The sequence below is a fragment of the Burkholderia pyrrocinia genome, assembly GCF_001028665.1.
Classification (GTDB): domain Bacteria; phylum Pseudomonadota; class Gammaproteobacteria; order Burkholderiales; family Burkholderiaceae; genus Burkholderia; species Burkholderia pyrrocinia.
In genome coordinates, this window is record NZ_CP011504.1 from 2,516,470 (window position 1) to 2,537,794 (window position 21,325).

The 21,325-nt window shown below is 68.8% G+C and carries 18 protein-coding genes; 13 read left to right on the top strand and 5 right to left on the bottom strand.

All coding sequences use genetic code 11. The annotated features are described in order from the left end of the window. The first annotated feature begins 35 nt into the window (after positions 1–35). The 3 genes from ABD05_RS27310 to ABD05_RS27320 all read left to right on the top strand — a co-directional run bounded on the left by ABD05_RS27310 (position 36) and on the right by ABD05_RS27320 (position 3,531). The gene (locus tag ABD05_RS27310) at positions 36–944 is read left to right on the top strand and encodes a LysR family transcriptional regulator (protein WP_047903082.1); all 909 of its coding nucleotides are present in this window, start codon (positions 36–38) and stop codon (positions 942–944) included. 656 nt (positions 945–1,600) lie between these two features. Beyond that, a complete protein-coding gene (locus ABD05_RS27315; RefSeq protein WP_047903083.1) occupies positions 1,601–2,377 on the top strand; it encodes a hypothetical protein in 777 nt (258 codons plus the stop codon). 20 nt (positions 2,378–2,397) lie between these two features. Then, on the top strand, positions 2,398–3,531 hold the full coding sequence (locus ABD05_RS27320; protein ID WP_047903084.1) for a transporter substrate-binding and LysM peptidoglycan-binding domain-containing protein: 1,134 nt from the start codon (positions 2,398–2,400) through the stop codon (positions 3,529–3,531). Between the two features lie 91 nt (positions 3,532–3,622). Here the strand turns inward: ABD05_RS27320 and ABD05_RS27325 are convergent, their stop codons facing one another. After that, complete coding sequence (locus ABD05_RS27325; protein ID WP_047903085.1) at positions 3,623–4,711, bottom strand: calcium:cation antiporter; 1,089 nt, start codon at positions 4,709–4,711, stop codon at positions 3,623–3,625. A gap of 549 nt (positions 4,712–5,260) precedes the next feature. Here ABD05_RS27325 and ABD05_RS27330 point away from each other — a divergent pair. From ABD05_RS27330 to ABD05_RS27350, 5 genes are all read left to right on the top strand, one after another. Next, the gene (locus tag ABD05_RS27330; protein WP_047903086.1) at positions 5,261–6,817 is read left to right on the top strand and encodes a 3-hydroxyacyl-CoA dehydrogenase; all 1,557 of its coding nucleotides are present in this window, start codon (positions 5,261–5,263) and stop codon (positions 6,815–6,817) included. Positions 6,818–6,876: 59 nt separating this feature from the next. Beyond that, a complete protein-coding gene (gene paaK, locus ABD05_RS27335; RefSeq protein WP_047903087.1) occupies positions 6,877–8,199 on the top strand; it encodes a phenylacetate--CoA ligase PaaK in 1,323 nt (440 codons plus the stop codon). Positions 8,200–8,237: 38 nt separating this feature from the next. After that, a complete protein-coding gene (locus ABD05_RS27340; protein WP_047903088.1) occupies positions 8,238–9,038 on the top strand; it encodes an enoyl-CoA hydratase-related protein in 801 nt (266 codons plus the stop codon). A gap of 127 nt (positions 9,039–9,165) precedes the next feature. Then, on the top strand, positions 9,166–9,837 hold the full coding sequence (locus tag ABD05_RS27345; protein WP_047903089.1) for a MarC family protein: 672 nt from the start codon (positions 9,166–9,168) through the stop codon (positions 9,835–9,837). A gap of 201 nt (positions 9,838–10,038) precedes the next feature. Next, on the top strand, positions 10,039–11,019 hold the full coding sequence (locus tag ABD05_RS27350; protein ID WP_047903090.1) for an aldo/keto reductase: 981 nt from the start codon (positions 10,039–10,041) through the stop codon (positions 11,017–11,019). Positions 11,020–11,061: 42 nt separating this feature from the next. On the opposite strand, the gene ABD05_RS27355 is transcribed toward ABD05_RS27350, so the two are convergent. The 3 genes from ABD05_RS27355 to ABD05_RS27365 form a co-directional block, all read right to left on the bottom strand. Then, positions 11,062–11,928, bottom strand: a complete 867-nt coding sequence (locus tag ABD05_RS27355; RefSeq protein WP_047903091.1) for a CPBP family intramembrane glutamic endopeptidase — start codon at positions 11,926–11,928, stop codon at positions 11,062–11,064. Positions 11,929–12,009: 81 nt separating this feature from the next. Next, a complete protein-coding gene (locus ABD05_RS27360; protein WP_047903092.1) occupies positions 12,010–12,666 on the bottom strand; it encodes a VC0807 family protein in 657 nt (218 codons plus the stop codon). Between the two features lie 173 nt (positions 12,667–12,839). Next, positions 12,840–13,580, bottom strand: coding sequence for a GNAT family N-acetyltransferase (locus ABD05_RS27365; RefSeq protein WP_047903843.1), 741 nt, complete (start codon positions 13,578–13,580; stop codon positions 12,840–12,842). A 340-nt stretch (positions 13,581–13,920) separates the two neighbouring features. Here ABD05_RS27365 and ABD05_RS27370 point away from each other — a divergent pair, with 340 nt between their 5' ends. Further along, entirely contained in the window at positions 13,921–14,406 is a 486-nt protein-coding gene (locus tag ABD05_RS27370; protein ID WP_047903093.1) for a DUF3331 domain-containing protein, read from the top strand. A 24-nt stretch (positions 14,407–14,430) separates the two neighbouring features. Here the strand turns inward: ABD05_RS27370 and ABD05_RS27375 are convergent, their stop codons facing one another. Beyond that, on the bottom strand, positions 14,431–15,633 hold the full coding sequence (locus ABD05_RS27375) for a GNAT family N-acetyltransferase (protein ID WP_047903094.1): 1,203 nt from the start codon (positions 15,631–15,633) through the stop codon (positions 14,431–14,433). Positions 15,634–15,877: 244 nt separating this feature from the next. On the opposite strand from ABD05_RS27375, the gene pdxR reads away from it, so the two are divergent. The 4 genes from pdxR (at position 15,878) to ABD05_RS27395 (ending at position 21,269) form a co-directional block, all read left to right on the top strand. Beyond that, positions 15,878–17,350, top strand: a complete 1,473-nt coding sequence (gene pdxR, locus ABD05_RS27380) for a MocR-like pyridoxine biosynthesis transcription factor PdxR (protein ID WP_047903095.1) — start codon at positions 15,878–15,880, stop codon at positions 17,348–17,350. Between the two features lie 215 nt (positions 17,351–17,565). Next, complete coding sequence (locus tag ABD05_RS27385; protein ID WP_047903096.1) at positions 17,566–19,158, top strand: trypsin-like peptidase domain-containing protein; 1,593 nt, start codon at positions 17,566–17,568, stop codon at positions 19,156–19,158. A 227-nt stretch (positions 19,159–19,385) separates the two neighbouring features. After that, a complete protein-coding gene (locus ABD05_RS27390) occupies positions 19,386–20,597 on the top strand; it encodes an MFS transporter (RefSeq protein ID WP_047903097.1) in 1,212 nt (403 codons plus the stop codon). A 126-nt stretch (positions 20,598–20,723) separates the two neighbouring features. After that, on the top strand, positions 20,724–21,269 hold the full coding sequence (locus tag ABD05_RS27395; RefSeq protein WP_047903098.1) for a DUF4303 domain-containing protein: 546 nt from the start codon (positions 20,724–20,726) through the stop codon (positions 21,267–21,269). Positions 21,270–21,325: the final 56 nt, after the last annotated feature.

Below are 21,325 nucleotides of genomic sequence, written 5' to 3' on the forward strand. Positions count from 1 at the left end.
AACCTCGAAACACCCTCGATCGATACAAAATCTGGATGATTGAACTGCACCAGCTTCGCTGCTTCGTCGCGGTGGCCGAGGAGCTTCATTTCGGCCACGCGGCCAAACGGCTCTTCATGACGCAACCGCCGCTCAGCCGGCAGATCCAGTTGCTCGAGCACGCGCTCGGCATCGCACTGCTCGAACGCAGCAGCCGGCAGGTGAGCCTGACCGCGGCCGGCGAGCGCTTCCTGCGCGACGCGCGACACATCCTCGAATTCTCCGCGCGGGCCGAGCAGGCCGCGCAGCGCGTCGCGCACGGCGGGGCCGGCCGCATCACGCTCGGCTTCACGGCCGTCAGCGCGTACCGGATGATCCCGATGCTGCTGGCGCACGCCGCGCACGCGCTGCCGGACGTCGACGTCGAATTGCGCGAGATGGTGTCGACGGTGCAGATCGACGCGCTCGCGTCGCGGATGCTCGACGCGGGCTTCGTGCGCCAGCGCGCTTCGCGCCAGCCGCTCGAATACCGGCTCGTACAGCGCGAACCGATGCTGGTCGCGGTCGCGGAGGGCGTGCCGCTCGCCGCGTGCGAGCGCATCGGCCCCGACGATCTCGACCGGCAGCCGTTCATCGCGTATTCGCCGAACGAAGGGAAATACTTCCACGACCTGATCTCCGGCCTGTTCGCGAACGCAGGGCGGCTGCCGAACTACCTGCACTACGTCGGGCAGACGCATACGATCCTCGGCCTCGTGCGTGCGGGGCTCGGCGCAGCGCTCGTGCCGGCGTCGGCGCGCGAACTGCATGTGGACGGCGTGGTGTTCCGGCCGCTCGCCGGCGTCGACGCCGCAGCGGAGCTGTATCTCGCGTGGCGCGCGGATAACGACAATCCGGCGCTGCCGGTGTTCAACGCGATGGTCGAGCGGTTTCTCGCGCAGGAGCAGGGCGGCGCGGTGACGTAGCACGTTCGTGCCGTGTCACAAGCTTTCAATCCGGAAGCTTGCGGCGCTGCGATGGCAAGCAATCCTGATCGAGCAAGGCAGGCGGGCGTCGTGCGAATCCTTACCGTCATGAAAGCTGCCTCGATACCCGTGTTTCAACGCCGGAACGCGGCGGTTCGCTGCACTGCGACAACCGCTTGACGCTGCATGCCGGTCGGCGCACGATACCGGCAGTGCATTTGGAGCGGGACGCGCCGGCCGCGCGGTTCCTGCACCCGCGATACGCAAAAGAACAACGATGAGCCTTTACTCACTCGTACCGGAATCCCGGCGCCGCATCGGTCGGCCCGCCGGAACAACGATTCTCCCGACGCCCGCCGCGTCACGCATCCGTCATCCCGTTTCGTACCGTGCCTCGGTACACTTCCGTCCGCGCGCTGGCCGCGCCGATGAACGGCGCCGGTCCGGCCCGCCGCATCGGGCCGCAGCCTGCCGCCCCCGATCACCGCATCCTGAACGGCACCTACACCGGCGTCTCGTGACGCCCGCCGGCGCTCGCCCTGTATTGCGCCGCCGGCTTTCCTGACCGTCCGGCGGCCCCGGAGTCCGAAGCATTTCGAATGAGCTTGAAGAAGCAAACGCACGCAGTTCGGTTCGAGGTTCAAGGAGAAAAACTCATGTCGCAGCTTTCGAATGAAGAAGCAAACGGCAGTTCGGGGAGTGGCAAGGTAAAGCTGATCAAGTGGGCGATCATCATTGCCGGCGTCGCGATCGCGGCACCGGCCGCGCTGTTCATCCTGAAGGGGGTGATCGCGCTGATCACGGCGGGCGTCATCGGCCTCGGCGCGATCTATTTCGCGCCGGTCGTCGCGATGAAGTTCGCGAACCAGAAGGTGAAGATGATCGTCGAGGAGGCGCAGGCGAATCCGATCGAGACGCTGATCAACCAGCTCGCGGAAAAGCGCCAGGCGGCGCAGAAATTCGCGGACAGCATCACCGCGTTCCGCACCGAGGTGAAGAACTTCGAGAGCAAGACGGAACTGTTCGAGAAGCAGTATCCGGACGACGCGCCGCGCTTCCGGTCGCAGCTTGACACGATGAAGCAGCTGCTCTCGTTTCGCGAAGGCCGCTACAAGCAGGTGCAGGCGGAACTGAAGAATTTCGCGTCGGCGATCGACCGCGCGAAGGCGATGTGGGACATGTCGCAGGCGGCGCAGCAGATGAACAAGCTCGCGGGCCGGCAGGCGTCCGACACGTTCGAGCAGATCAAGACCGACGTGGCCGTCGATTCGGTGATGCGCTCGGTCAACAAGGCGTTCTCCGAAATGGAGACGTCGCTGATGGATAACCCCGAGGTCAAGCAGGCGCAGCAGCAGGCGATGACCGGCGGCCACGTGCCCGTTCCCGGACCCGATGCGGCGAATCCCGCCCAGTTGCCGTCGAAACAACAATAACTTCCTGCAGGCACGCAACCATGAAAAAACTTCTCGGCGCAATTGCGTTTCTGGTGGTGCTCGTCGGCGTATGGATCGTGCATCAGGGCGGCCTGTCGACGCTGATCCCCGCGCATGACGCGGCCCCGGCCTCGACGTCCGCGCAAACTGGCGACACCGGCCAGCCCGCGCAGCCGTCACCGTCGGCCAATGTGCTGCCGGCCGGCTTCACGCCGCAGGCCAGCACGCTGAAATCGATTGCCGAAAACGGCATCGTGCGGATCTCGGTGCAGAACCCGAGCGAGCCGTTCTTCGGCGAGGACAAGGGCGCACCGCACGGCTTCAACGTCGAATTCGCGCGGCTGCTGTTCGCCGATCCGTCGTTCTCGCACGGCGGCAAGCCGGTCGTCGTCGATACGCGTCACGAGGTCGACACGTATCCGGGCGTGCCGAAGCAACTGCTCGACACCGACGCGAAGGGCAACCACGTCGTCGACGTGGCGATGGACGGGCTGACGTTCCCGGACAACACGCCGGCCGGCGTCGTCTATTCGGTGCCGTACGTCGACGATTTCGGCTATTCGCTGATCGTGCGGCAAGGGTCCGCGATCCGCTCGACCGACGATCTCGCGGGCAAGACGGTCGGCATCCTGAAGGGCGACCCCGACGTGCACGCGTTCGTCACGCGCCAGTATCCGAACGTCCGGTTCGTCGAGGTCGACGATTCCGATCCGGCGTTCATCGCGAAGAGCATCGACGGCCATACGGTCGACGCGTTCATCTACGACTATCCGTTCGCGGTCAGCTCGATCAAGGGCACCGACCTGAAGTTCGCGGTGACCAAGCTCGACGGCTCGAACATCGCGTACAAGATCGGCGTGCGTACCGACGACCAGGATCTGCTGATCTACCTGAACGCCGCGATCGCGAAGCTCAAGCAGTCGCCGCAGTATCTCGACCTGTTGCGCAAGTACTTCGTCAGCGACCAGGCGGTGACGACCGCGGCAGCTTCAGGCGAACACACGTACGTGGTGAAGTCGGGCGACACGCTGAACATGATCGCGGCGAGCAAGCTCGGCAGCGGCCAGCGTTATCGCGAGATCCAGCGCCGCAACAACCTCGCCAATCCGAACCTGATCCTGGCGGGCCAGCATCTGGTGATTCCGGTTCGGTAACGAAGACGTGACGTGAACGAAGGCGGGTGAAGGGACGTAAAAAAACGCGCGGCCCGGCGGAGCGATCCGCCGGGCCGCGCGTTTTCGGGCGTCAGTGCGTGATCGACAGGAACAGGTACGCGGCGAACAGCGACAGGTGCACCACGCCGTGCAGCACCGTCGTGCGCCCCTGGCTGAGCGTCAGCGTGCTGACCAGCAAGGTCAGCGCCAGCAGCACGGTTTCCATCGCGCCGATGCCGAGCGTGAGCGGCTGGCCGATCCAGATGAACACGGCCGCGACGGTCGGGATCGTGAGCCCGATGCTCGCGAGTGCCGAACCGAGCGCGAGGTTCATGCTGGTCTGCAGGCGGTTTGCGCGTGCGGCGGTGACGGCCGCGAGCCCTTCCGGCAGCAGCACGAGCGCGGCGATCACGATGCCGACCGCGGCTTCGGGCGCGCCGAGCTTCAGCACTGCGTGCTCGACGGCCGGCGACAGCAGCTTCGCGAGCAGCACGACCGCGACGAGGCTCACGAACAGCAGGATCATGCTGATGACGGCGGTACGCGTGCTCGGCGCCGCGGCGTGCACCGACTCGTTTGCGCTGTCGTGCGCGGCGAGGAAGTAGTCGCGGTGGCGCACGGTCTGTACGAACACGAATGCGCCGTACAGCACGAGCGACGATACGCCGGCAAACGCGAGCTGCGATTTCGAAAAGAACGGGCCCGGCGCGGCGCTGAGGTAGTTCGGCATCACGAGCGACAGCACCGACAGCGACGCCAGCACCGCGAGCGCCTTGCTCGCGCCGCGTCCCTGGAAGTCCTGTTCGCCGTGCTTCCACGCGCCGACCAGCAGGCAGATGCCGACGATGCCGTTGCAGATGATCATCACGGCGGCGAACACGGTATCGCGCGCGAGGCCCGATTTCTCGGGGCCCGCGCCGAGCATCACCGACACGATCAGCGCGACTTCGATGACGGTCACGGCGACCGCGAGCACGAGCGTGCCGAACGGTTCGCCGACGCGGTGCGCGACGACTTCCGCATGGTGGACGGCGGCGAACACGGCGCCGGCGAGTGCGGCGGCGAGCACCGCGATGACGAGGCCTTCGGCCGGCACGACGCGCGACAGCGCGAGTACCAGCCATGCGGCAAGCGGGGCCCAGAGGGTCCAGCGCGGGAGCTGGTTGGACGAGAGCGGCATGGAGGGTTTCCTTATGCGAGTGGCGGCGCGCGACGCGCCGTCACGGGGTGACGAAGCCCGGCCGTACTATCCGCCGAACGAGGACGATGAAACCGAAAGGTGGCGGCGCGCGATGGCGCTGCCTCGAGTTCGCCGCCATGAGGCGGCGAGGGGCGCGGGCGGGCCGAGGCCCGTCGCTGGGTGAAACGGTTCGATGCGGCTGGCCGCCGATGGCGGGGCGCACAATCGTGACGACGCGCCGGCCGGAGGCTCGGTTCCGACCCCGGAAGGGGGCGCGCGATGGACATCGGTGGCAGCGTGACACGCGGTTTCCCCCTGAAATCCGGCGAGTTGTCGAATTTTATCAGGCGTTTGGGGGCCACAATCTCATATTCGAACGCTTTCATTGACCTTTCGGTTTACAAAAAGTGCCCCAATCCTTCATTTTTTTGTCTTTGCAGTTTCCGTAACGGTCTCTTGCACGACAAATTCGGGCTCGTCCTGACATAAATCTACCGACCGGTCGGTTTATAATCGCTCGCACTTCCACTTCATGACGGATCGCAAGCGATGGCTGTTTCCTCTGCACATTCGGTGAACTCGGGCGCGCTGGCGCAGTCGGCCGTCGTCGGCGTGATCGGCGCCGGCGCGATGGGCGCGGGCATTGCGCAAGTTGCGGCGGCGGCCGGCCATACGGTGCTGCTGTACGACCTGAACGAAGCGGCCTGCGACAAGGCGCTGGCCGGCATCCGCGCGCAGTTCGCACGGCTCGCGGAGAAAGGCCGGCTCGAACCGGCACAGGCCGACGCGGCCGGCAACCGGATCCAGGCAGTGCGCGCGCTGGCCGATCTCGCGGGCGCGGCGCTGGTCGTCGAGGCGGCGGCCGAGCGGCTCGACGTGAAGCGCGAGATTTTCGCGACGCTCGAACGCCATGTCGACGACACGTGCGTGCTGGCGACCAACACGTCGTCGATCTCGATCACGTCGATTGCGGCCGGGCTGCGCGTGCCGCAGCGCGTCGCCGGCCTGCATTTCTTCAACCCGGCGCCGCTGATGGCGCTCGTCGAGGTGGTCAGCGGGCTCGCGACCGCGCCCGACGTTGCGCAGGTCCTGTATGCGACCGCGGCCGCGTGGGGCAAAAAGCCCGTGATGGCGAAATCGACGCCGGGCTTCATCGTGAACCGCGTCGCGCGGCCGTATTACGCGGAAGCGCTACGCGTGCTGAACGAGCAGGGCGGCGCGCCGGCGTCGATCGACGCGGTGATGCGCGAGGCCGGCGGCTTCCGGATGGGGCCGTTCGAACTGATGGACCTGATCGGCCACGACGTGAACTTCGCAGTGACCGAGTCGGTGTTCCGCGCGTACTTCAACGATCCGCGCTACACGCCGTCGCTGATTCAGCAGGAACTCGTGAATGCAGGCTTCCTCGGGCGCAAGTCCGGGCGCGGCTTCTATTCGTATGCGGACGGCGCGACGCCGCCCGCACCCGATCTCGAACCGCCGCGCGATGCGCCGGCGGATGTCGTGCTGTACGCGCAGGACGGCCCGGCCGCCGCGCTGCACGCGCGCTTCGTGGAACGCATCGAGCTCGCGCGGCAGGCTGGCGCGCATCCGGACGACCTGCTCGCGACGGCCGGCCGCGCATCGATCGCGCTGACCGACGGCCGTACGGCGACCGCGCGCGCCGCGCAAACGGGCGTGGCCGATCTCGTGCTCGTCGACCTCGCACGCGATTACGCGCAGGCCGGGCTCGTCGCGCTGACGCACGCGCTCCAGTGCAGCGACGCCGCCTACGCGGACGCGGTCGGGCTGTTCCAGCAGGCGGGCTTCCGCGTCGTCGGCGTCGCCGATGTGCCGGGGATGATCGCGATGCGCACCGTCGCGATGCTCGCGAACGAGGCGGCCGACACGGTGAACCAGGGCGTGTGCTCGCCCGCCGATCTCGACCTCGCGATGGAGAAGGGCGTGAACTACCCGTGCGGCCCGCTCGCGTGGGCCGATGCAATCGGCATCGGTCGCGTGTTTCGCGTGCTGTCGAACCTCGCGGCGAGCTACGGCGAGGACCGCTATCGCGTGTCGCCGCGCATCGCCGCGCTGCATGCAGCCGGCCGCACGTTCCGGTCGTAGTCGCCGGCCCTGTTACCCCGAACACGATAACGACATCACTCCATTGGAGGAGCACCCCGATGACTCACCCGACGCACCCCGCCGCCGCCCTCGAGCCGATCGAGACCGCCAGCCGCGACGAACTGCAGGCGCTGCAACTCGAGCGCGTCAAGTGGTCGTTGCGCCACGCGTACGACAACGTCCCGCACTATCGGCGCACGTTCGATGCGGCGGGCGTGCATCCGGACGACCTGAAGACGCTGGCCGATCTCGCCCGATTCCCGTTCTCGACGAAGAACGACCTGCGCGACAATTATCCGTTCGGGCTCTTTGCGGTGCCGCGCGAGCAGGTCGTGCGCGTGCACGCGTCGAGCGGCACGACGGGCAAGCCGACCGTGGTCGGCTACACGGCGCGCGACATCGACACGTGGGCGAACGTGACCGCGCGCTCGATCCGCGCGGCCGGCGGCCGCCCGGGCGACACGCTGCACAACGCGTTCGGTTATGGCCTCTTCACGGGCGGCCTCGGGATTCACTACGGCGCGGAGCGGCTCGGCTGCATGGTCGTGCCGATGTCGGGCGGGCAGACCGAGAAGCAGGTGCAACTGATCCGCGATTTCGAGCCGAAGATCATCCTCGTCACGCCGTCGTACATGCTGAACCTGATCGACGAAATGGTGCGGCAGGGGATGGATCCGGCCGAGTCGTCGCTGAAGATCGGCATCTTCGGCGCCGAGCCGTGGACGCAGGCGTTGCGCGAGGAAGTGGAGACGCGCGTGGGCATCGACGCGCTCGACATCTACGGGCTGTCGGAAGTGATGGGCCCGGGCGTCGCGTGCGAATGCGTCGAGACGAAGGACGGCCCGGTGATCTGGGAAGACCATTTCTATCCGGAGATCATCGATCCCGTCACGGGCGAAGTGCTGCCCGACGGCAGCCAGGGCGAGCTCGTGTTCACGTCGCTGACGAAGGAAGCGATGCCGGTGATCCGCTACCGCACGCGCGACCTCACCGCGCTGCTGCCGCCGACCGCGCGCGCGATGCGCCGCCTCGCGAAAATCACCGGTCGTTCCGACGACATGCTGATCGTGCGTGGCGTGAACGTGTTCCCGAGCCAGATCGAGGAGATCGTCGTCGCGCTGCCGGCGCTGTCGGGCCAGTTCCAGATCACGCTGTCGCGCGACGGTCACATGGACCGGCTCGACCTCGCGGTCGAGCTGCGCTCCGATGCGGAGGCGTCCGTCACCGAAAGCGATCGCGCGGCGCTCGCGCGCGAGCTGCAGCACCGGATCAAGACGATGGTCGGCGTGTCGTCCGGCGTGACGGTGCTCGCGGCGGGCGGCATTCCCGCGACCGCGACCGGCAAGGCCCGGCGCGTGATCGATCGCCGCCAGGCCGCCTGATTTCGATGATTGCCGTTCTACCCGAGGAAACCTGTTCGATGGATGGATTGAAGACCCTGGCCGTCGCGGTCGATGCGCGCGGCATCGCGACCGTCGCGCTGCAGCGCGGCGACGTGCTCAACGCGTTCGACGAGACGATGATCGCCGAGCTGACCGACGCGTTCACGGCGCTCGGCCGGCGCGACGACGTGCGCGCGATCGTGCTGCGCTCGGACGGCCGCGCATTCTGCGCGGGTGCCGACCTGCAGTGGATGCAGCGCGCGAGCGCGAACGATGCGGCTGCGAACTTGCGCGACGCGGAGCGGTTCGCCGCGATGATGCGCGCGATCCGGCAGTGCCCGAAGCCGACGGTCGCACGCGTGCAGGGTCACGCGTTCGGCGGCGGCGTGGGCCTGTGCGCGGCCTGCGACATCGTGATCGCGAGCGACCATGCGCGCTTTTCGGTCAGCGAGGCGCGTTTCGGAATCCTGCCGGCTGTGATCGGCCCGTATCTGGTCGAGGCGGTCGGCCAGCGCCAGGCGCGCCGGCTCGCGCTGACCGCGACGCAGCTCGCCGCCGGCGAAGCCGTCGCGATCGGCCTGATCCACCAGGCCGTGCCGCTCGACGCGCTCGACGAAGCGCTCGACCGGACGCTCGCGGAACTGGGTCGCAACGGCCCGAACGCGCTGATGGAAATCAAGCGCTTCTTCGACGCAATCGGCGAGTATCCGCCGTCGGCCGAGCGCGCGGCGTTCACCGCGCAGACGATCTCGCGCGTGCGGGCGACGGAGGAGGCAAAGGAGGGCTTCGCCGCGTTCTTCGCGAAGCGCCCGCCGGCATGGGAGGCGGCCGCCGAGTAAGGGCCCGCCGCGACGATCGACGGCGAAGCGCGCCCGGCCGCATTTTGCGGCTCGGGCGCGGGCGCTTGCTCTACAATGCGTGACCCCCGGCGCGCTGCCGGCCCAGCCCCGACCGATTCTTCGCCCGATGATCGTCAACCGCCTTATCTCCGAGATCCTGTTCGGCTTCACCGGCCTGATCGGCATCATCAATCCGATCGGCATCGCGTTCCTGTTTCTCGAGCGGACCGAGGCGCTCACCGAGCACGAGCGCGACCTGCTCGCGCGGAAGGTGGCGTTCAACGCGTTCATCGTGCTGATGGTCGCGTTCTTCGCCGGCACGCCCGTACTGCATTTCTTCGGGATCTCGATGGAGGCGCTGCGGATCGGCGGCGGCCTGGCGGTCGCGGTGGCGGGCTGGCAGATGCTGAACGAGCCCGACGTGCCGGGCGGCGGCGACACGCCGGTCAAGCCGATCGACGCGAACGCGATCATGACGCGCGCGTTCTTCCCGCTGACCGTGCCGCTGACGGTCGGCCCCGGCTCGATCTCGACCGCGATCGCGCTGAATGCGAACCGCACGCACAAGCTGTCGGAATTCATGCTGTCGAGCATCGTATCGGTTGCCGTCTCCGTGCTGGTCGCAGTCGTGATCTGGCAAACCTACAGCCGCGCCGCGCTGCTGTCGCGCTACCTCGGCACCGAAGGCACCAAGGTCGCGATGCGCGTGTCGGCGTTCCTGCTGCTGTGCATCGGCGTGCAGATCATGCTGACCGGCTTCTCCGCGTTCCTGCAGCCGATCGCTGACCAGGTCAAGTAACCCGTCCGTCCTTTCCCGCGTTGCGACCGGGCGCCCGATGCGCCCGTTGCGCGCGGCGTGCCCGCGTGCACGTCATACGCGTTTGCGCGGCGCGGGATAACATGCGACGTCTGGCGGATGCGCGGCGCACCGTTCGCGCCCTGCGCGCCGAATGGCGGCGCGCATCCGGCCGCAAGCTCAACTTCAATGGCGAGGCGCGCGATGGAATACGTGAAATTCGGGTCGACGGGGCTGGACGTATCGAAACTGGTGCTGGGCTGCATGACGTTCGGCGAGCCGTCGCGCGGCACGCACCCGTGGACGCTGCCGGAAGCGGAGAGCCGCCCGATCATCCAGCGGGCGGTCGAAGCCGGCATCAATTTCTTCGATACCGCGAACATGTATTCGGACGGCACGTCGGAGGAGATCGTCGGCCGCGCGCTGCGCGATTTCACGAAGCGCGACGACGTCGTGATCGCGACCAAGGTGTTCTACCGGATGCGGCCGGGGCCGAACGGCGCGGGCCTGTCGCGCAAGGCGATCATGACCGACATCGACCAGAGCCTGAAGCGGCTCGGCACCGATTACGTCGACCTGTACCAGATTCATCGCTGGGATTACGGCACGCCGATCGAGGAGACGCTCGAGGCGCTGCATGACGTCGTGAAGGCCGGCAAGGCACGCTATATCGGCGCATCGTCGATGTTCGCGTGGCAGTTCTCGAAGGCGCTGCACACGTCGAAGCAGAACGGCTGGACCCGCTTCGTCAGCATGCAGAACCACCTGAACCTGCTGTATCGCGAGGAAGAGCGGGAAATGCTGCCGCTGTGCGAAGCCGAGGGCATCGCGGTGATTCCGTGGAGCCCGCTCGCGCGCGGCCGCCTGACGCGCAACTGGGACGAATCGTCGGAGCGGCAGCAGAAGGACGACGTCGGCCAGCGGCTGTACGACGCGACGGCCGATGCGGACAAGGCGGTCGTCGACGCCGTCGCGGCGATCGCCGCCGCGCGCAACGTGCCGCGCGCGCAGGTCGCGCTCGCATGGGTCGCGCAAAAGCGCGGCGTCACCGCGCCGATCGTCGGCATCTCGAAGCCGCAGCAACTGGACGATGCGCTCGGCGCGCTCGAGTTGAAACTGACCGACGACGAAATCGCCACGCTCGAAGGCCCGTACGTGCCGCACGCGGTCGCCGGGTTCAACTGAAACCTGGCGCGGTATTTCGCCGCGTGGTGCCGCGCGCCGGGGTCAGCGCGCGGCGTCGAGCATCGGGTAGGTGAACAGCCCGAAGTGGACGACGTTCAGCCCGGCATGCGCGAGCGCGGAGGCGAGCAGTCCGCCGCGCCGCCACGCGAGGCCGTAGCCGACGCCGGCCACCGTGCCGAGCACGATCCATTGCCAGCCGCCGGCCGCGTGCGCGGCGCCGAACAGCACCGCACCGACTGCCAGCGCAGCCCATGGCCCCCATGCGAACGCGCGGAGCGCGCGCGTCAGCCCGCCTTGCACGTAACCGCGGAACAGCGCTTCCTCGGCGAGCGTCACCAGCAGCAGGTTGTTGACGAGCCACAGCCAGCCCGACGCGGGCCATTTGGGCGCCCAGCCGACCATCCCGAACACGAGCGCGCCGGCCAGGCATGCGGCGGCCGTCGCGACGGCCGCCACCGCACCCGTGCGCAGCGCGCGCGACAGAGTGACGTCGGGGGCGACCCACGGCAGCACCCACAGCAGCCACAGGCCGACCAGCGGCTTGTCGAGATTCAGGTACATCGTGAACGGCACGGCGTCCGGCGTGAAGCGCGTCGGGGCGATCACGAGCGGATTGTGGAAACCGGGGATCAGGTGCAGGCTCAGCGCGACCGCGAGCGCGGCAAACACCGCATGCGCGGCGATCCGCACCGCGAGCGGGCGCGCGGGCAACACGCCCCACGCGGCCGCGGCCAGCAGCGCGAGCGGCGCCAGCACGATCGGCTCGAGCTTGCCGAACGCCAGCGCGCCGGCATAGCCGAGCGTGGCCAGGATGAGGCTCAGGCCGTGCTGCGGGCGATGCCACGCGAGTGCGGCGGCCGCGAACAGGGCGATCCAGATCGTGGCGCACGGAAGGAGCGAAAGGGACATGACAGGAAACGCATTGGTCGGACAAGACGCCGCGCATCATACAGCAGGCGCGGTGACAGGCCGCCGGGCCGGCGTCGGCCGTCAGCGGCCGGCGACCTCGGTGACGCCGTCGCGGGACGGGATGTCGACGCTGTTGCGCACGCGCATCCGCCGCCGGTACCAGAACGTCCACGTCAGCAGACAGCCGAACACCGTGTAGCCGATGATCGGCGACACGACCAGCACGCGCTCGACGGGCCAGGTCATGACCATCCAGCAGCGCAGCAGCATCTCCAGCGTCATGAAGGCGCCCCACACGAAGGTCATCCGCCGCAGCATCTGCCGCAGCCCCGGCTGTGCGGCCCAGACCGATTCGAAGTGCGCGGCGCCGCCGTCCATCTCGCGGGCCACGGTGGCGCGGGCGAGATAGAAGATCAGCGGGCGTTCGCGGAACAGCGACAGCAGGAACACGACGCCGATCGTGCCCGACGCGAGCGATTCGCGCATCAGCAGCGTGCGCGGGCTGCCGCCGAGCGCCATTCCGACGATCGACAGCGCGATGCCGAACAGCACGATGGCCGCCACCGCGTCGACGCGGCGCGAGCGGACGAATTCGACGATCGACCAGATGATGGGGGGAACCGCCGACGCGTACAGCGCGCCGGTTTCGCCGAAATACGGATGCGCGACCCGGTACGCAACCCAGGGCAGCAGCAGGTTGACGAAGAGTTCGAGAATCAGGCCGGCTCGCGGTTTCACGGTAGGCAATTCCACGCAGGTTGGGGCGAACGCGCGACGGGCGTGGTTGCCCGCGGTTGCCCCGAAAAGGGTTCGGTCCAGTATATCGAAGAATCGAGCGGGGACGTTCGTCTCAGCGCAATGAGACGAATCGCGAGACGAACGGCGATGGCTGGCGCGGTTCGATGCGTGCTTCAGGCGACGACTTCGTCCACCGCGACCGGCGCGAGCAGCGTGAATCCGGCGGCGCGGTACAGCGGCTGACCGGCTTCGGTCGACACGAGCCACACGCGCTGCGCACCACGCTGCCGCGCGTGCGCGACGATCGCGGCGAGCAGTTGCATCGCGAAGCCGCGGCGCCGGTAGGCGTCCGCCGTCGCGACCCGGTCGACGACGATGTCGCGCGCCGACGCGAAGCCGTAGCGCGCGGTGGCCGCGATTTGCCCGTCCAGCCGGTGCGCGAACAGGAATGCGGCCGGATTCGGCTGGAACGGCGGGAATGACGCGCTCGCGTTGAACGCGTCGATGTCGCCCGGCGTGTGGCAGGCGAGTGCTTCGGCAAGTGCATTGTCGCCGGACAGCACACCGATATCGGCGGCCATGAAATGCTCGTCCGACAGCCGGCGCGTCCTGCCTTGCAGCGCAGGCGGCAGCGGTGCGGCGCCATAGCGCGTGATCCATGCGCCGACGGCGAACGGGCCGTCGCTGCACGCGGGCGCGCCCTCGATCATGAAATGCTCGAAAGGCCGGCCCATGCCGCCATCGAACCGCACGACCTGGCCGTCCGGACTGTCGTGCAGCGGCGCGTCGCGCCGGTCGCGCGCGGCGCAGTACCCGGCGATGAAGGTGCGCACGGCGGCCCTGCGGTGCGGGAAGGTCGACCAGACCGAGTCGAGCGGAAGCGTGGCGTCGGGAGCGGGAGAGGCAGTCGGCATGCGCATGTACGCAACGTCGTCGGGGCGAAGCCGACAGCTTAGATCAGGATGCCGTCGCTGTCGCGCCGGCCCATTGCCGCGATCGACGAAACGCATCGTTGCGCAACTTTCCCTTTACTTGAAGTGAACTTCAATTTGTATCATGTGCGCCAGTCCGATCTCGGCCGCGTGGGACATCCCGTTGCACGCGGCGGCCCCAACGGAGGTGGAGATGACCGAATCGCCTGTCGCGGCCGATGCCGCCGCGCTGCCGGCGCAGGGCCTTTAAGCGCGGCGACACCCGCGCCGCTCGCGGTCGCCGTCGCCGGTGCCGTCCAACCTGCATGTCAATCCATCAAGCATGCCGAACATCATGGAAAGCCTGATCTGCGAAGAAGACCCGTCGTGCGATGCGCCGTCGTTTGGCGAACACGATGCGATGCCTCTGCACGGCGGCGGCGTCGCGCATCCGCTCGAGACGATCAGCCGTGCGCCGGGTCCGGAGCACGCTTCGGCCGCGGTGTCGCCGTTGCGCGCGCAACTGTTCGTCACGGTGCTGGAGGCCGGTGATGACGGGTTGCTGATTCGCTGGGTCGAGAGCGGCCGTTGCCATTACGGCGAGCAGCGCTGGCGCCTGCGCGTCGCGTTGCAGCCGGGCCGCTGCGCGATCTCGGGACGGCCGATCGAGCCCGGCGAGCCGGTGTTCCGGCCGGTGCGGCGGCCCGTGCCCGCGAATGGCGACGAGATGATCTGCCCGGCGTCGGTGCCGGGTGCGGCCGGCGCGGTGCCGACGGACGTTGCGTCCGGGCACGACAGTGCGCGGGATCCGGCCGACGTTCTCGACTGAACGCCGGCCGGCCGCGGATCCGCGTTACTTCTTCAGATCCTTCCGGTACTGAATGAACCCCGCATTGTTCGCGAGCCTGTCGTACAGCGCGCGCGCGGTCGTGTTGGTTTCGTGCGTGAGCCAGTACACGCGGCTCGCGCCGGCTTCGCGGGCATGTTCGTACACGGCTTCGATCAGCGCGCCGCCCGCGCCTTGCCCGCGTGCGTCCGGTGCCGTGTACAGGTCCTGCAGGTAGCAGTACGACCCTTCGGTCCAGCACGAGCGGTGGTAGATCGAGTGCACGATCCCGACCAGCGCGCCCGATGCGTCGAATGCGCCGAGCACGAACATCGGCTCGGCGGGATCCATCAGGCGCGCCCACGTCGTCGCGAACACGGCATCGCTCAGCGCGGTGTCGTAGAACTTCTGATAACCCTGCCACAGCGGGCGCCACGCCGCTTCGTCGGCGGCGACGAGCGGGCGCACCGTGACGTGCGTCGCGTCGTTCGCGCGGGCGGCCGCGTCGCGCGCGTTCGCCTGCGCGTGGCGGATCGCGGTGAGCGACTGGCGCTGCTCGCCCTGCGCGTCGAAGTTCTCCGGCGCGAGCCACGCGTCGAACGCGGCGCGCACGGCCTGCCATTCGCCGTCGATGATCGAGAACCACGCGGTGTCGCGATTGCGGCCGCGGTAGATGATCGCCTGCCGGAACGTGCCTTCGTAGCGGAAGCCGAGCCGCGCGGCCGCCTTGCGCGACGGCAGGTTCAGGTCGTCGCACTTCCATTCGTAGCGCCGGTAGCCGAGCGTGTCGAACGCGTACTTCATCAGGAGGTACTGCGCTTCGGTCGACACGGGCGTGCGCTTGAGCAGCGGCGAGAACGTGACGGAGCCGACCTCGATCACGCCGTTGGCCGGATCGATGCGCATCAGCGCGAGCGTGCCGACTGCGCGGCCCGTGGCAACGTCGATCACCGTGTAGTGCAGCGGATCGGCGCTCGCCTGTGCGCCGCGCGCGTAGTCTCGGTAGCCCGATTCGTCGGTGTACGGGCCGTGCGCGAGATAGGTCCAGTCGCTGCCGTCGGGCGCCTGCGCGTAGGCGGCATACAGGTCGGCCGCGTGGCGCTCGGCGTCGAGCGGCTCGAGCCGGCAGTAGCGGCCTTCGAGCACGATGCGCTCGGGGCGCGGGCGCGCGGACCAGTCGGGAACGGGGTGGCCGATGGGTTGCTGGAAGACGTTGGTGAGCGTGGACAAGGTCGATCTCGCTTCGGTTGGCGGCCGGCGACATGCCGGCATGCAGACGATCGTAGTCGCGGCGAGGTACCATGAGAAGCGCCAGGGATCGGCAAATTTATGGTGCCACGAGCCACGAGCCACGAGTCAGGTGCCAGGTGCCAGGTGCCAGGTGCCAAGTGCCAAGTGCCAAGTGCCAAGTGCCAAGTGCCAGGTGCCACTGGCCGTGCGCCGTGTTCCGACACTTTCACGCTGCGATGTTCCGATGACGACTGTCTTTCCTTCCGGCGACTCTCCGTTGCTGCCGCTCGACGCGCCGCTGGCGCGCACGCCGGGCGCGCCTTCGCTGCAGCGCCAGTTGCTGCGCCGCGTGCGCGACGCGATTCTGGGCGGCGCGATGCCGGCCGGCACGCGGCTGCCCGGCACGCGCGCGCTGGCCGAGACGCTCGGCGTGTCGCGCAACACGACGGCCGCCGTCTACGAGCAGCTCGTCGCCGAAGGCTTCCTGCAGTCCGACCGCCGTGGCACGCGCGTCGTCGGGCTGTCGCGTCCGGCGCCGCCGCGCCGGCGTGCCGCGCCGCCGGCGGTCGCGCAGCGGCTCGGCCGGATTCGCCCGAGCCTCGTCGGCAGCGGCGAATCGGAGGGTTTTCGGCCGGGCGTGCCCGCGCTGTCGCATTTCCCGGTGGATGCGTGGCGGCACGCGATCGACCGCGCGCTGCGCCGTGCCGCCCGCGACCTGCTCGCCTATGGCGATCCGCTCGGCGAACGCGCGCTGCGCGAATCGATCGCGCGGCACCTGGCCGTGACGCGCGGCGTGCGCTGCGATCCCGAGCAGATCGTGATCACGGAAGGCGCACAGGGCGCGATTGCGCTGTGCGCGCAGTTGCTGACGAACCCGGGCGAGACGGTGTGGGTCGAGGAGCCCGGCTATCGCGGCGCGCGCACCGCGATGCAGGCGGCCGACCTCGATGTCGTGCCGATGCCGGTCGACGCGGAAGGGCTGCGTGCGGAAGAGAACGACTGGCGCGAGCGGACGCCGCGTCTCGTCTATACGACGCCGTCGAACCAGTTCCCGACCGGCGCCGTGCTGTCGATCTCGCGCCGGCTCGCACTGATCGATGCCGCGCGCCGGCATCGCGCATGGATCATCGAGGACGACTACGACAGCGAATTCCGTCACACCGGCGAGCCGATCGGTGCGATGCACGGGCTCGCCCCCGATTCGCCGGTCGTCTATCTCGGTTCGTTCAGCAAGACGATGTTTCCGGCGCTGCGGATCGGTTTCCTGGTGCTGCCCGAGGCGCTGCTGGCCGCCGTGCGGACGGTGTTGCCGGAGATGCTGCGCGGCGGGACGCGCCACGTGCAGCTCGCGCTGGCCGATTTCATCGAGACGGGCGAATACGGCCGGCATCTGGGGCGGATGCGCCGGCTGTATCGCGACCGGCGGCGGTTGCTGCTCGCCGCGCTCGACAGCAGCCTGAGCGTGCCGCACCGGGTCGAGGGCGGGCCGTGCGGATTGCATCTTGCGCTGCGGCTGCCGGCGCGTTACCGCGACCGCGCGATCGTCGACGCGGCGCGCACGCACGGCATCGGGCCGTTTCCGCTGTCGGGTTTTTCGATTCATGCGGAGTCGGCGGCCAACGGGCTCGTGCTCGGCTTCGGCAATACGTCGGCCGATGCATTCGAGCCGATGTTGCGGACGTTGTCGGCGATCGCGGAGCGGGCCGGCGGGGAGTGAACGGTCGCCGGACTTGTGCGGATTGACGAATCGCGCACTTTGTCCGGAACGAGCGCCGTCGCGGCTCCGCGGCCGCCGCACCGCCCGGCATGCGGGTTTCGATTCGTATGTTCGAACAGGCCGCGTGGACTATAAATGGATGGGTGTACCGGTGCTTGTCGGGTGCCTGCGCGTCTCGCGCAGGTCGATGCCGCGACTGCCGGGGGAGGTGCACCGTGGTTCGCCAGACGCTTGCTCGCGCCGTGCTTCGCACCGCGTTGATCGGGGGCGTGTTCGCCGTTTTTTTGCAACCGCCGCCAGCCGCCATTGCGGCGACCCTCGCGCCGCCCGTCAAACCGGCTGCCATGAAGGAAAGGCCAGCCGCCGCGCCTTACGCGATGCCGGTCGATTTTCCGGCCATCGTCGATCGTTACGGACCCGCGGTCGTGACGATCATGACCGCGCTCGATCAGCAAACCGGCGGGCCGTCCTTCGCGATCCTCGATACCGACGATCCGCTCGCCGCGTTCTTCCGGCGCGGCGCGCCGCCGCCCGCGCTGGGCTTGCAGCCGCCGACGCCCGACCCGGTGCTGCGCGCGGTGTCGGGCAGCGGCTCGGGCTTCATCGTCAGCGCCGACGGCCTGATCCTGACGTCCGCGCACGTGGTCGACGATGCAGCCGACGTGACGGTGCGGCTCACCGACCGCCGCGAATTCAAGGCGACGGTGCTGGCCGTCGATTCGCAAAGCGACGTCGCCGTGTTGCGAGTCAACGCAACGAAGCTCCCGTTCGTGCGCCTTGGCGATTCGGCGAAGGTGCGTGCAGGCGAACCGGTGATGACGATCGGCGCGCCGGACGGATCGGGCAACACGGTCACGGCCGGCATCGTCAGCGCGACGTCGCACCGGCTGCCGGACGGCAGCGCGTTTCCGTTCTTCGAAACCGATATCGCGCCGAATCCCGACAACTCGGGCGGCCCCGTGTTCAATCGCGCGGGCGACGTGATCGGCATCGCGGTGCAGGTCTATACGGGCACCGACCGCTACGCGAGCATGACGTTCGCGATCCCGATCGCGTTCGCGGCAAAGGCGCGCGCGCAGCTACAGACGCAGATGCAGGCGCAACAGGCGCAGGCTCAGGCGCCGGCGCAGGGTGCGCCGTCCGTCAACGCGTTCGGCGTCGACGTGCAGGATGTCGGCATCGGGCTGGCCGCCGCTTTCGGGCTGCCGCGTCCGGCGGGCGCGCTCGTCAACGGCGTCGCGCCTGGTTCGCCGGCCGCCGCGGCCGGCGTGAAGCCCGGCGACGTGATCGTGAAGCTGGCCGACAAGGCGATCGGCCGTTCGGCCGAATTGAATGACCTGGCCGCCGCGCTGTCACCCGGCGAGAAGGCGTCGCTGCGGGTGATCCGCAAGCGCGCGCCGGTGACGCTGACGATCACGGGCGCCGACGACGGGGCAGGCAACGCGGCCGGCAACGCAGGCACGACAGTCGGCATGGCTGCACCGAAGGCCGCTGCACGGCCGGGGCCGGGGCCGGGGCCGGGGGCTGCGGCGGCCGACGGTGGCGACCGTCTCGGGCTGACGATGCATGCGCTGAGCGACGACGAGCGCCGCTCGACGGGGCTCGCGGTCGGGATGATGGTCGACGCGGTGCACGGCCCGGCCCAGCGCGCGGGCATCCAGCCGGGCGACGTGGTGCTGGAGATCAACGACACGCTGCTCGAGACGCCGGACGACGTGCAGTCGCTCGAAGCGAACGGCGGCAGCGTGATCGCGGTGCTGATCCAGCGCAACAACGCGCGGAAGTTCGTGTCGGTGCGCGCTCGTTAGGGCGTTGACGCGGCCGGCATCGTCCGCCTAACATCGTCCGGTATCACTGGCAGTCAGTCAGGCATTCAGGAGCCACCCGGCATGAAAGCGGCATTCGTCGTCGTAGTAGTACGCAGGCGCAGGGTCCGGTAGCGGCACCGCGCCGGCACCCATGCGCCCCCGACTCGTTCGGGGGCTTTTTTTTGCATTGCGCACGGCCATGCGGCGCGTGCGCGGAGGGCATCCGCTTGCAACCGAACCTGCCGATCGATTCCGCTGCGGCGGCGCCGCGACACGCGACGCTGATCCTGCTGTGCGCGTTCTCGGTGCTGCCGCTGAGCCTGTTCCTGCCGTCGCTGCCGGCAATCGCGCGCGACCTGCGCGCCGACTATGCGCTCGTCGCGCTGTCGCTCGGCGGGTACGCGGCGGTGGCCGCGTCGCTCGAGTTCGTGATGGGGCCGCTGTCGGACCGGTTCGGGCGAAGGCCGATCGTGCTGACGAGCGTCGGCGTGTTCGCGCTCGGCTCGCTCGGTTGCGCGATGGCGACCGATATTCACGTGTTTCTGGCATGCCGGCTGATGCAGGCGGCGATCACGTCGGTCTATCCGGTGTCGATGGCGACGATCCGCGACACCGGCGGCGGTAGCCGCGCGGCGAGCCGGATCGGCTATGCGGCGATGGCGGCCGCGTTCGCACCGATGCTCGGCCCGACGCTCGGCGGCGTGCTCGACCAGACGGTGGGCTGGCGCGCGAGCTTCTGGTTGCTCGGTGCGGCCGGCATCGCGCTGTTCGGCTGGTGCGCGTTCGATCTCGTCGAAACGCACACGAACCGGTCGTCGAGTCTCGGACGGCAGCTTCGCGCGTATCCGGCGCTGCTTCGCGCACGCCGTTTCTGGGCCTATGCGCTTTGCATGGCGTTTTCGACGGGCTCGTTCTACGCGTTCCTGGCCGGCGCGCCGCTCGCCGCGAAAACGCTGTTCGGGATTGCGCCGGCGGAGATCGGTTTCTACATGGGGACGATCACCGCCGGGTTCGTGTGCGGCAGCTTTCTGGCCGCGCGGGTCGCGCGCCGCTACCCGCTGGCGACGACGATCCTGTGCGGGCGTGTCGTCGCGTGCGCGGGGCCGCTGATCGGTCTCGCGCTGGTGTTCGGCGGCGCGACGCATGCGATCGCGTGGTTCGGGCCGTGCGTGCTGGTCGGCATCGGCAACGGGCTGACCAATCCCGGCGCGCATGCCGGTGCCGTGTCGGTGCGCCCGGACCTGGCCGGCAGCGCGTCGGGGCTGGCCGGTGCGATGACGATCGCCGGCGGTGCCGCGCTGTCGTCGCTGACGGGCGCGGTGCTGACCGCCGGCAACGCCGGCTACGCGCCGCTCGCGATGATGCTGCTGTCGGCGGCGATCGCGCTGGCGGCGGCCGTCTGCGTGCGCGTGTTCGATGCGCGTGATGCAGCGCAGTGAACGCGGATGCGGCCCGCTACCGTGCCGCGCGCGATTGGCGGACAATTCTTCGAAACCAGGGAGAGGGCGAACCATCCGCGAGCCGTATTCCCCGGCGAGCGCGAAGGGCGACTGGACGAGGATGCGATGACCGACTTTTCCGATTTCCAGCGGGAAATTGCCGACGCCGCGCGGGCGACGTTCAACGCGCTGCGGGCGTTGCACCCGGACGAGCATTTCTACGCGTTCGCGCTATATACGGATAGCGGCGCGATGACGGTGGTGCCGGCGGCCAATTCGCTCGAAGGGCTGAGCCGGGTCCGCGCGCAACAGGCGGTCGCGGACGACGATCCGGATCCGTGGTACGCGTGGGGCTTTTCCGAATGGGCGTACGCGGCGGCGGAAGCGTCGCCGTTCAACGCGATCTGCGGCAAGCTGGCCGACGAAGTGCTGAGCCCGCAGTTCGTCCGGTCGAGGTTCGCGGAATTTTCCCGGCAGCTTCACGCCGACATGATCGAGGCGTTGCGGCTGCTCGATCGCGACGGCCTGTTCGGCACGGGCGACGCAAGGGCGGCCATCACGCTGTTCGTGTCGATCAGCGACGACGACGCGGCCGAGGCGCTGGAAAACGAATCGGCGAAAGCGCTGAATCCGCCGGCCGTCGTCGACAAATTCCTGCGCCGGTACGACTGAGCAACCGGAATGCCGTCGCGGCCGGCCGGAGCCGCGACGCGCAATGCGCAACGCAC

What these genes read in the sequence shown, in the direction of transcription:
- ABD05_RS27310 (WP_047903082.1), top strand. Translation starts at nt 36, where the DNA reads ATGATTGAACTGCACCAGCTTCGCTGCTTCGTCGCGGTGGCCGAGGAG.
- ABD05_RS27315 (WP_047903083.1), top strand. Translation starts at nt 1,601, where the DNA reads ATGTCGCAGCTTTCGAATGAAGAAGCAAACGGCAGTTCGGGGAGTGGC.
- ABD05_RS27320 (WP_047903084.1), top strand. Translation starts at nt 2,398, where the DNA reads ATGAAAAAACTTCTCGGCGCAATTGCGTTTCTGGTGGTGCTCGTCGGC.
- ABD05_RS27325 (WP_047903085.1), bottom strand. Translation starts at nt 4,711, where the DNA reads ATGCCGCTCTCGTCCAACCAGCTCCCGCGCTGGACCCTCTGGGCCCCG.
- ABD05_RS27330 (WP_047903086.1), top strand. Translation starts at nt 5,261, where the DNA reads ATGGCTGTTTCCTCTGCACATTCGGTGAACTCGGGCGCGCTGGCGCAG.
- paaK (WP_047903087.1), top strand. Translation starts at nt 6,877, where the DNA reads ATGACTCACCCGACGCACCCCGCCGCCGCCCTCGAGCCGATCGAGACC.
- ABD05_RS27340 (WP_047903088.1), top strand. Translation starts at nt 8,238, where the DNA reads ATGGATGGATTGAAGACCCTGGCCGTCGCGGTCGATGCGCGCGGCATC.
- ABD05_RS27345 (WP_047903089.1), top strand. Translation starts at nt 9,166, where the DNA reads ATGATCGTCAACCGCCTTATCTCCGAGATCCTGTTCGGCTTCACCGGC.
- ABD05_RS27350 (WP_047903090.1), top strand. Translation starts at nt 10,039, where the DNA reads ATGGAATACGTGAAATTCGGGTCGACGGGGCTGGACGTATCGAAACTG.
- ABD05_RS27355 (WP_047903091.1), bottom strand. Translation starts at nt 11,928, where the DNA reads ATGTCCCTTTCGCTCCTTCCGTGCGCCACGATCTGGATCGCCCTGTTC.
- ABD05_RS27365 (WP_047903843.1), bottom strand. Translation starts at nt 13,580, where the DNA reads ATGCCGACTGCCTCTCCCGCTCCCGACGCCACGCTTCCGCTCGACTCG.
- ABD05_RS27370 (WP_047903093.1), top strand. Translation starts at nt 13,921, where the DNA reads ATGCCGAACATCATGGAAAGCCTGATCTGCGAAGAAGACCCGTCGTGC.
- pdxR (WP_047903095.1), top strand. Translation starts at nt 15,878, where the DNA reads ATGACGACTGTCTTTCCTTCCGGCGACTCTCCGTTGCTGCCGCTCGAC.
- ABD05_RS27395 (WP_047903098.1), top strand. Translation starts at nt 20,724, where the DNA reads ATGACCGACTTTTCCGATTTCCAGCGGGAAATTGCCGACGCCGCGCGG.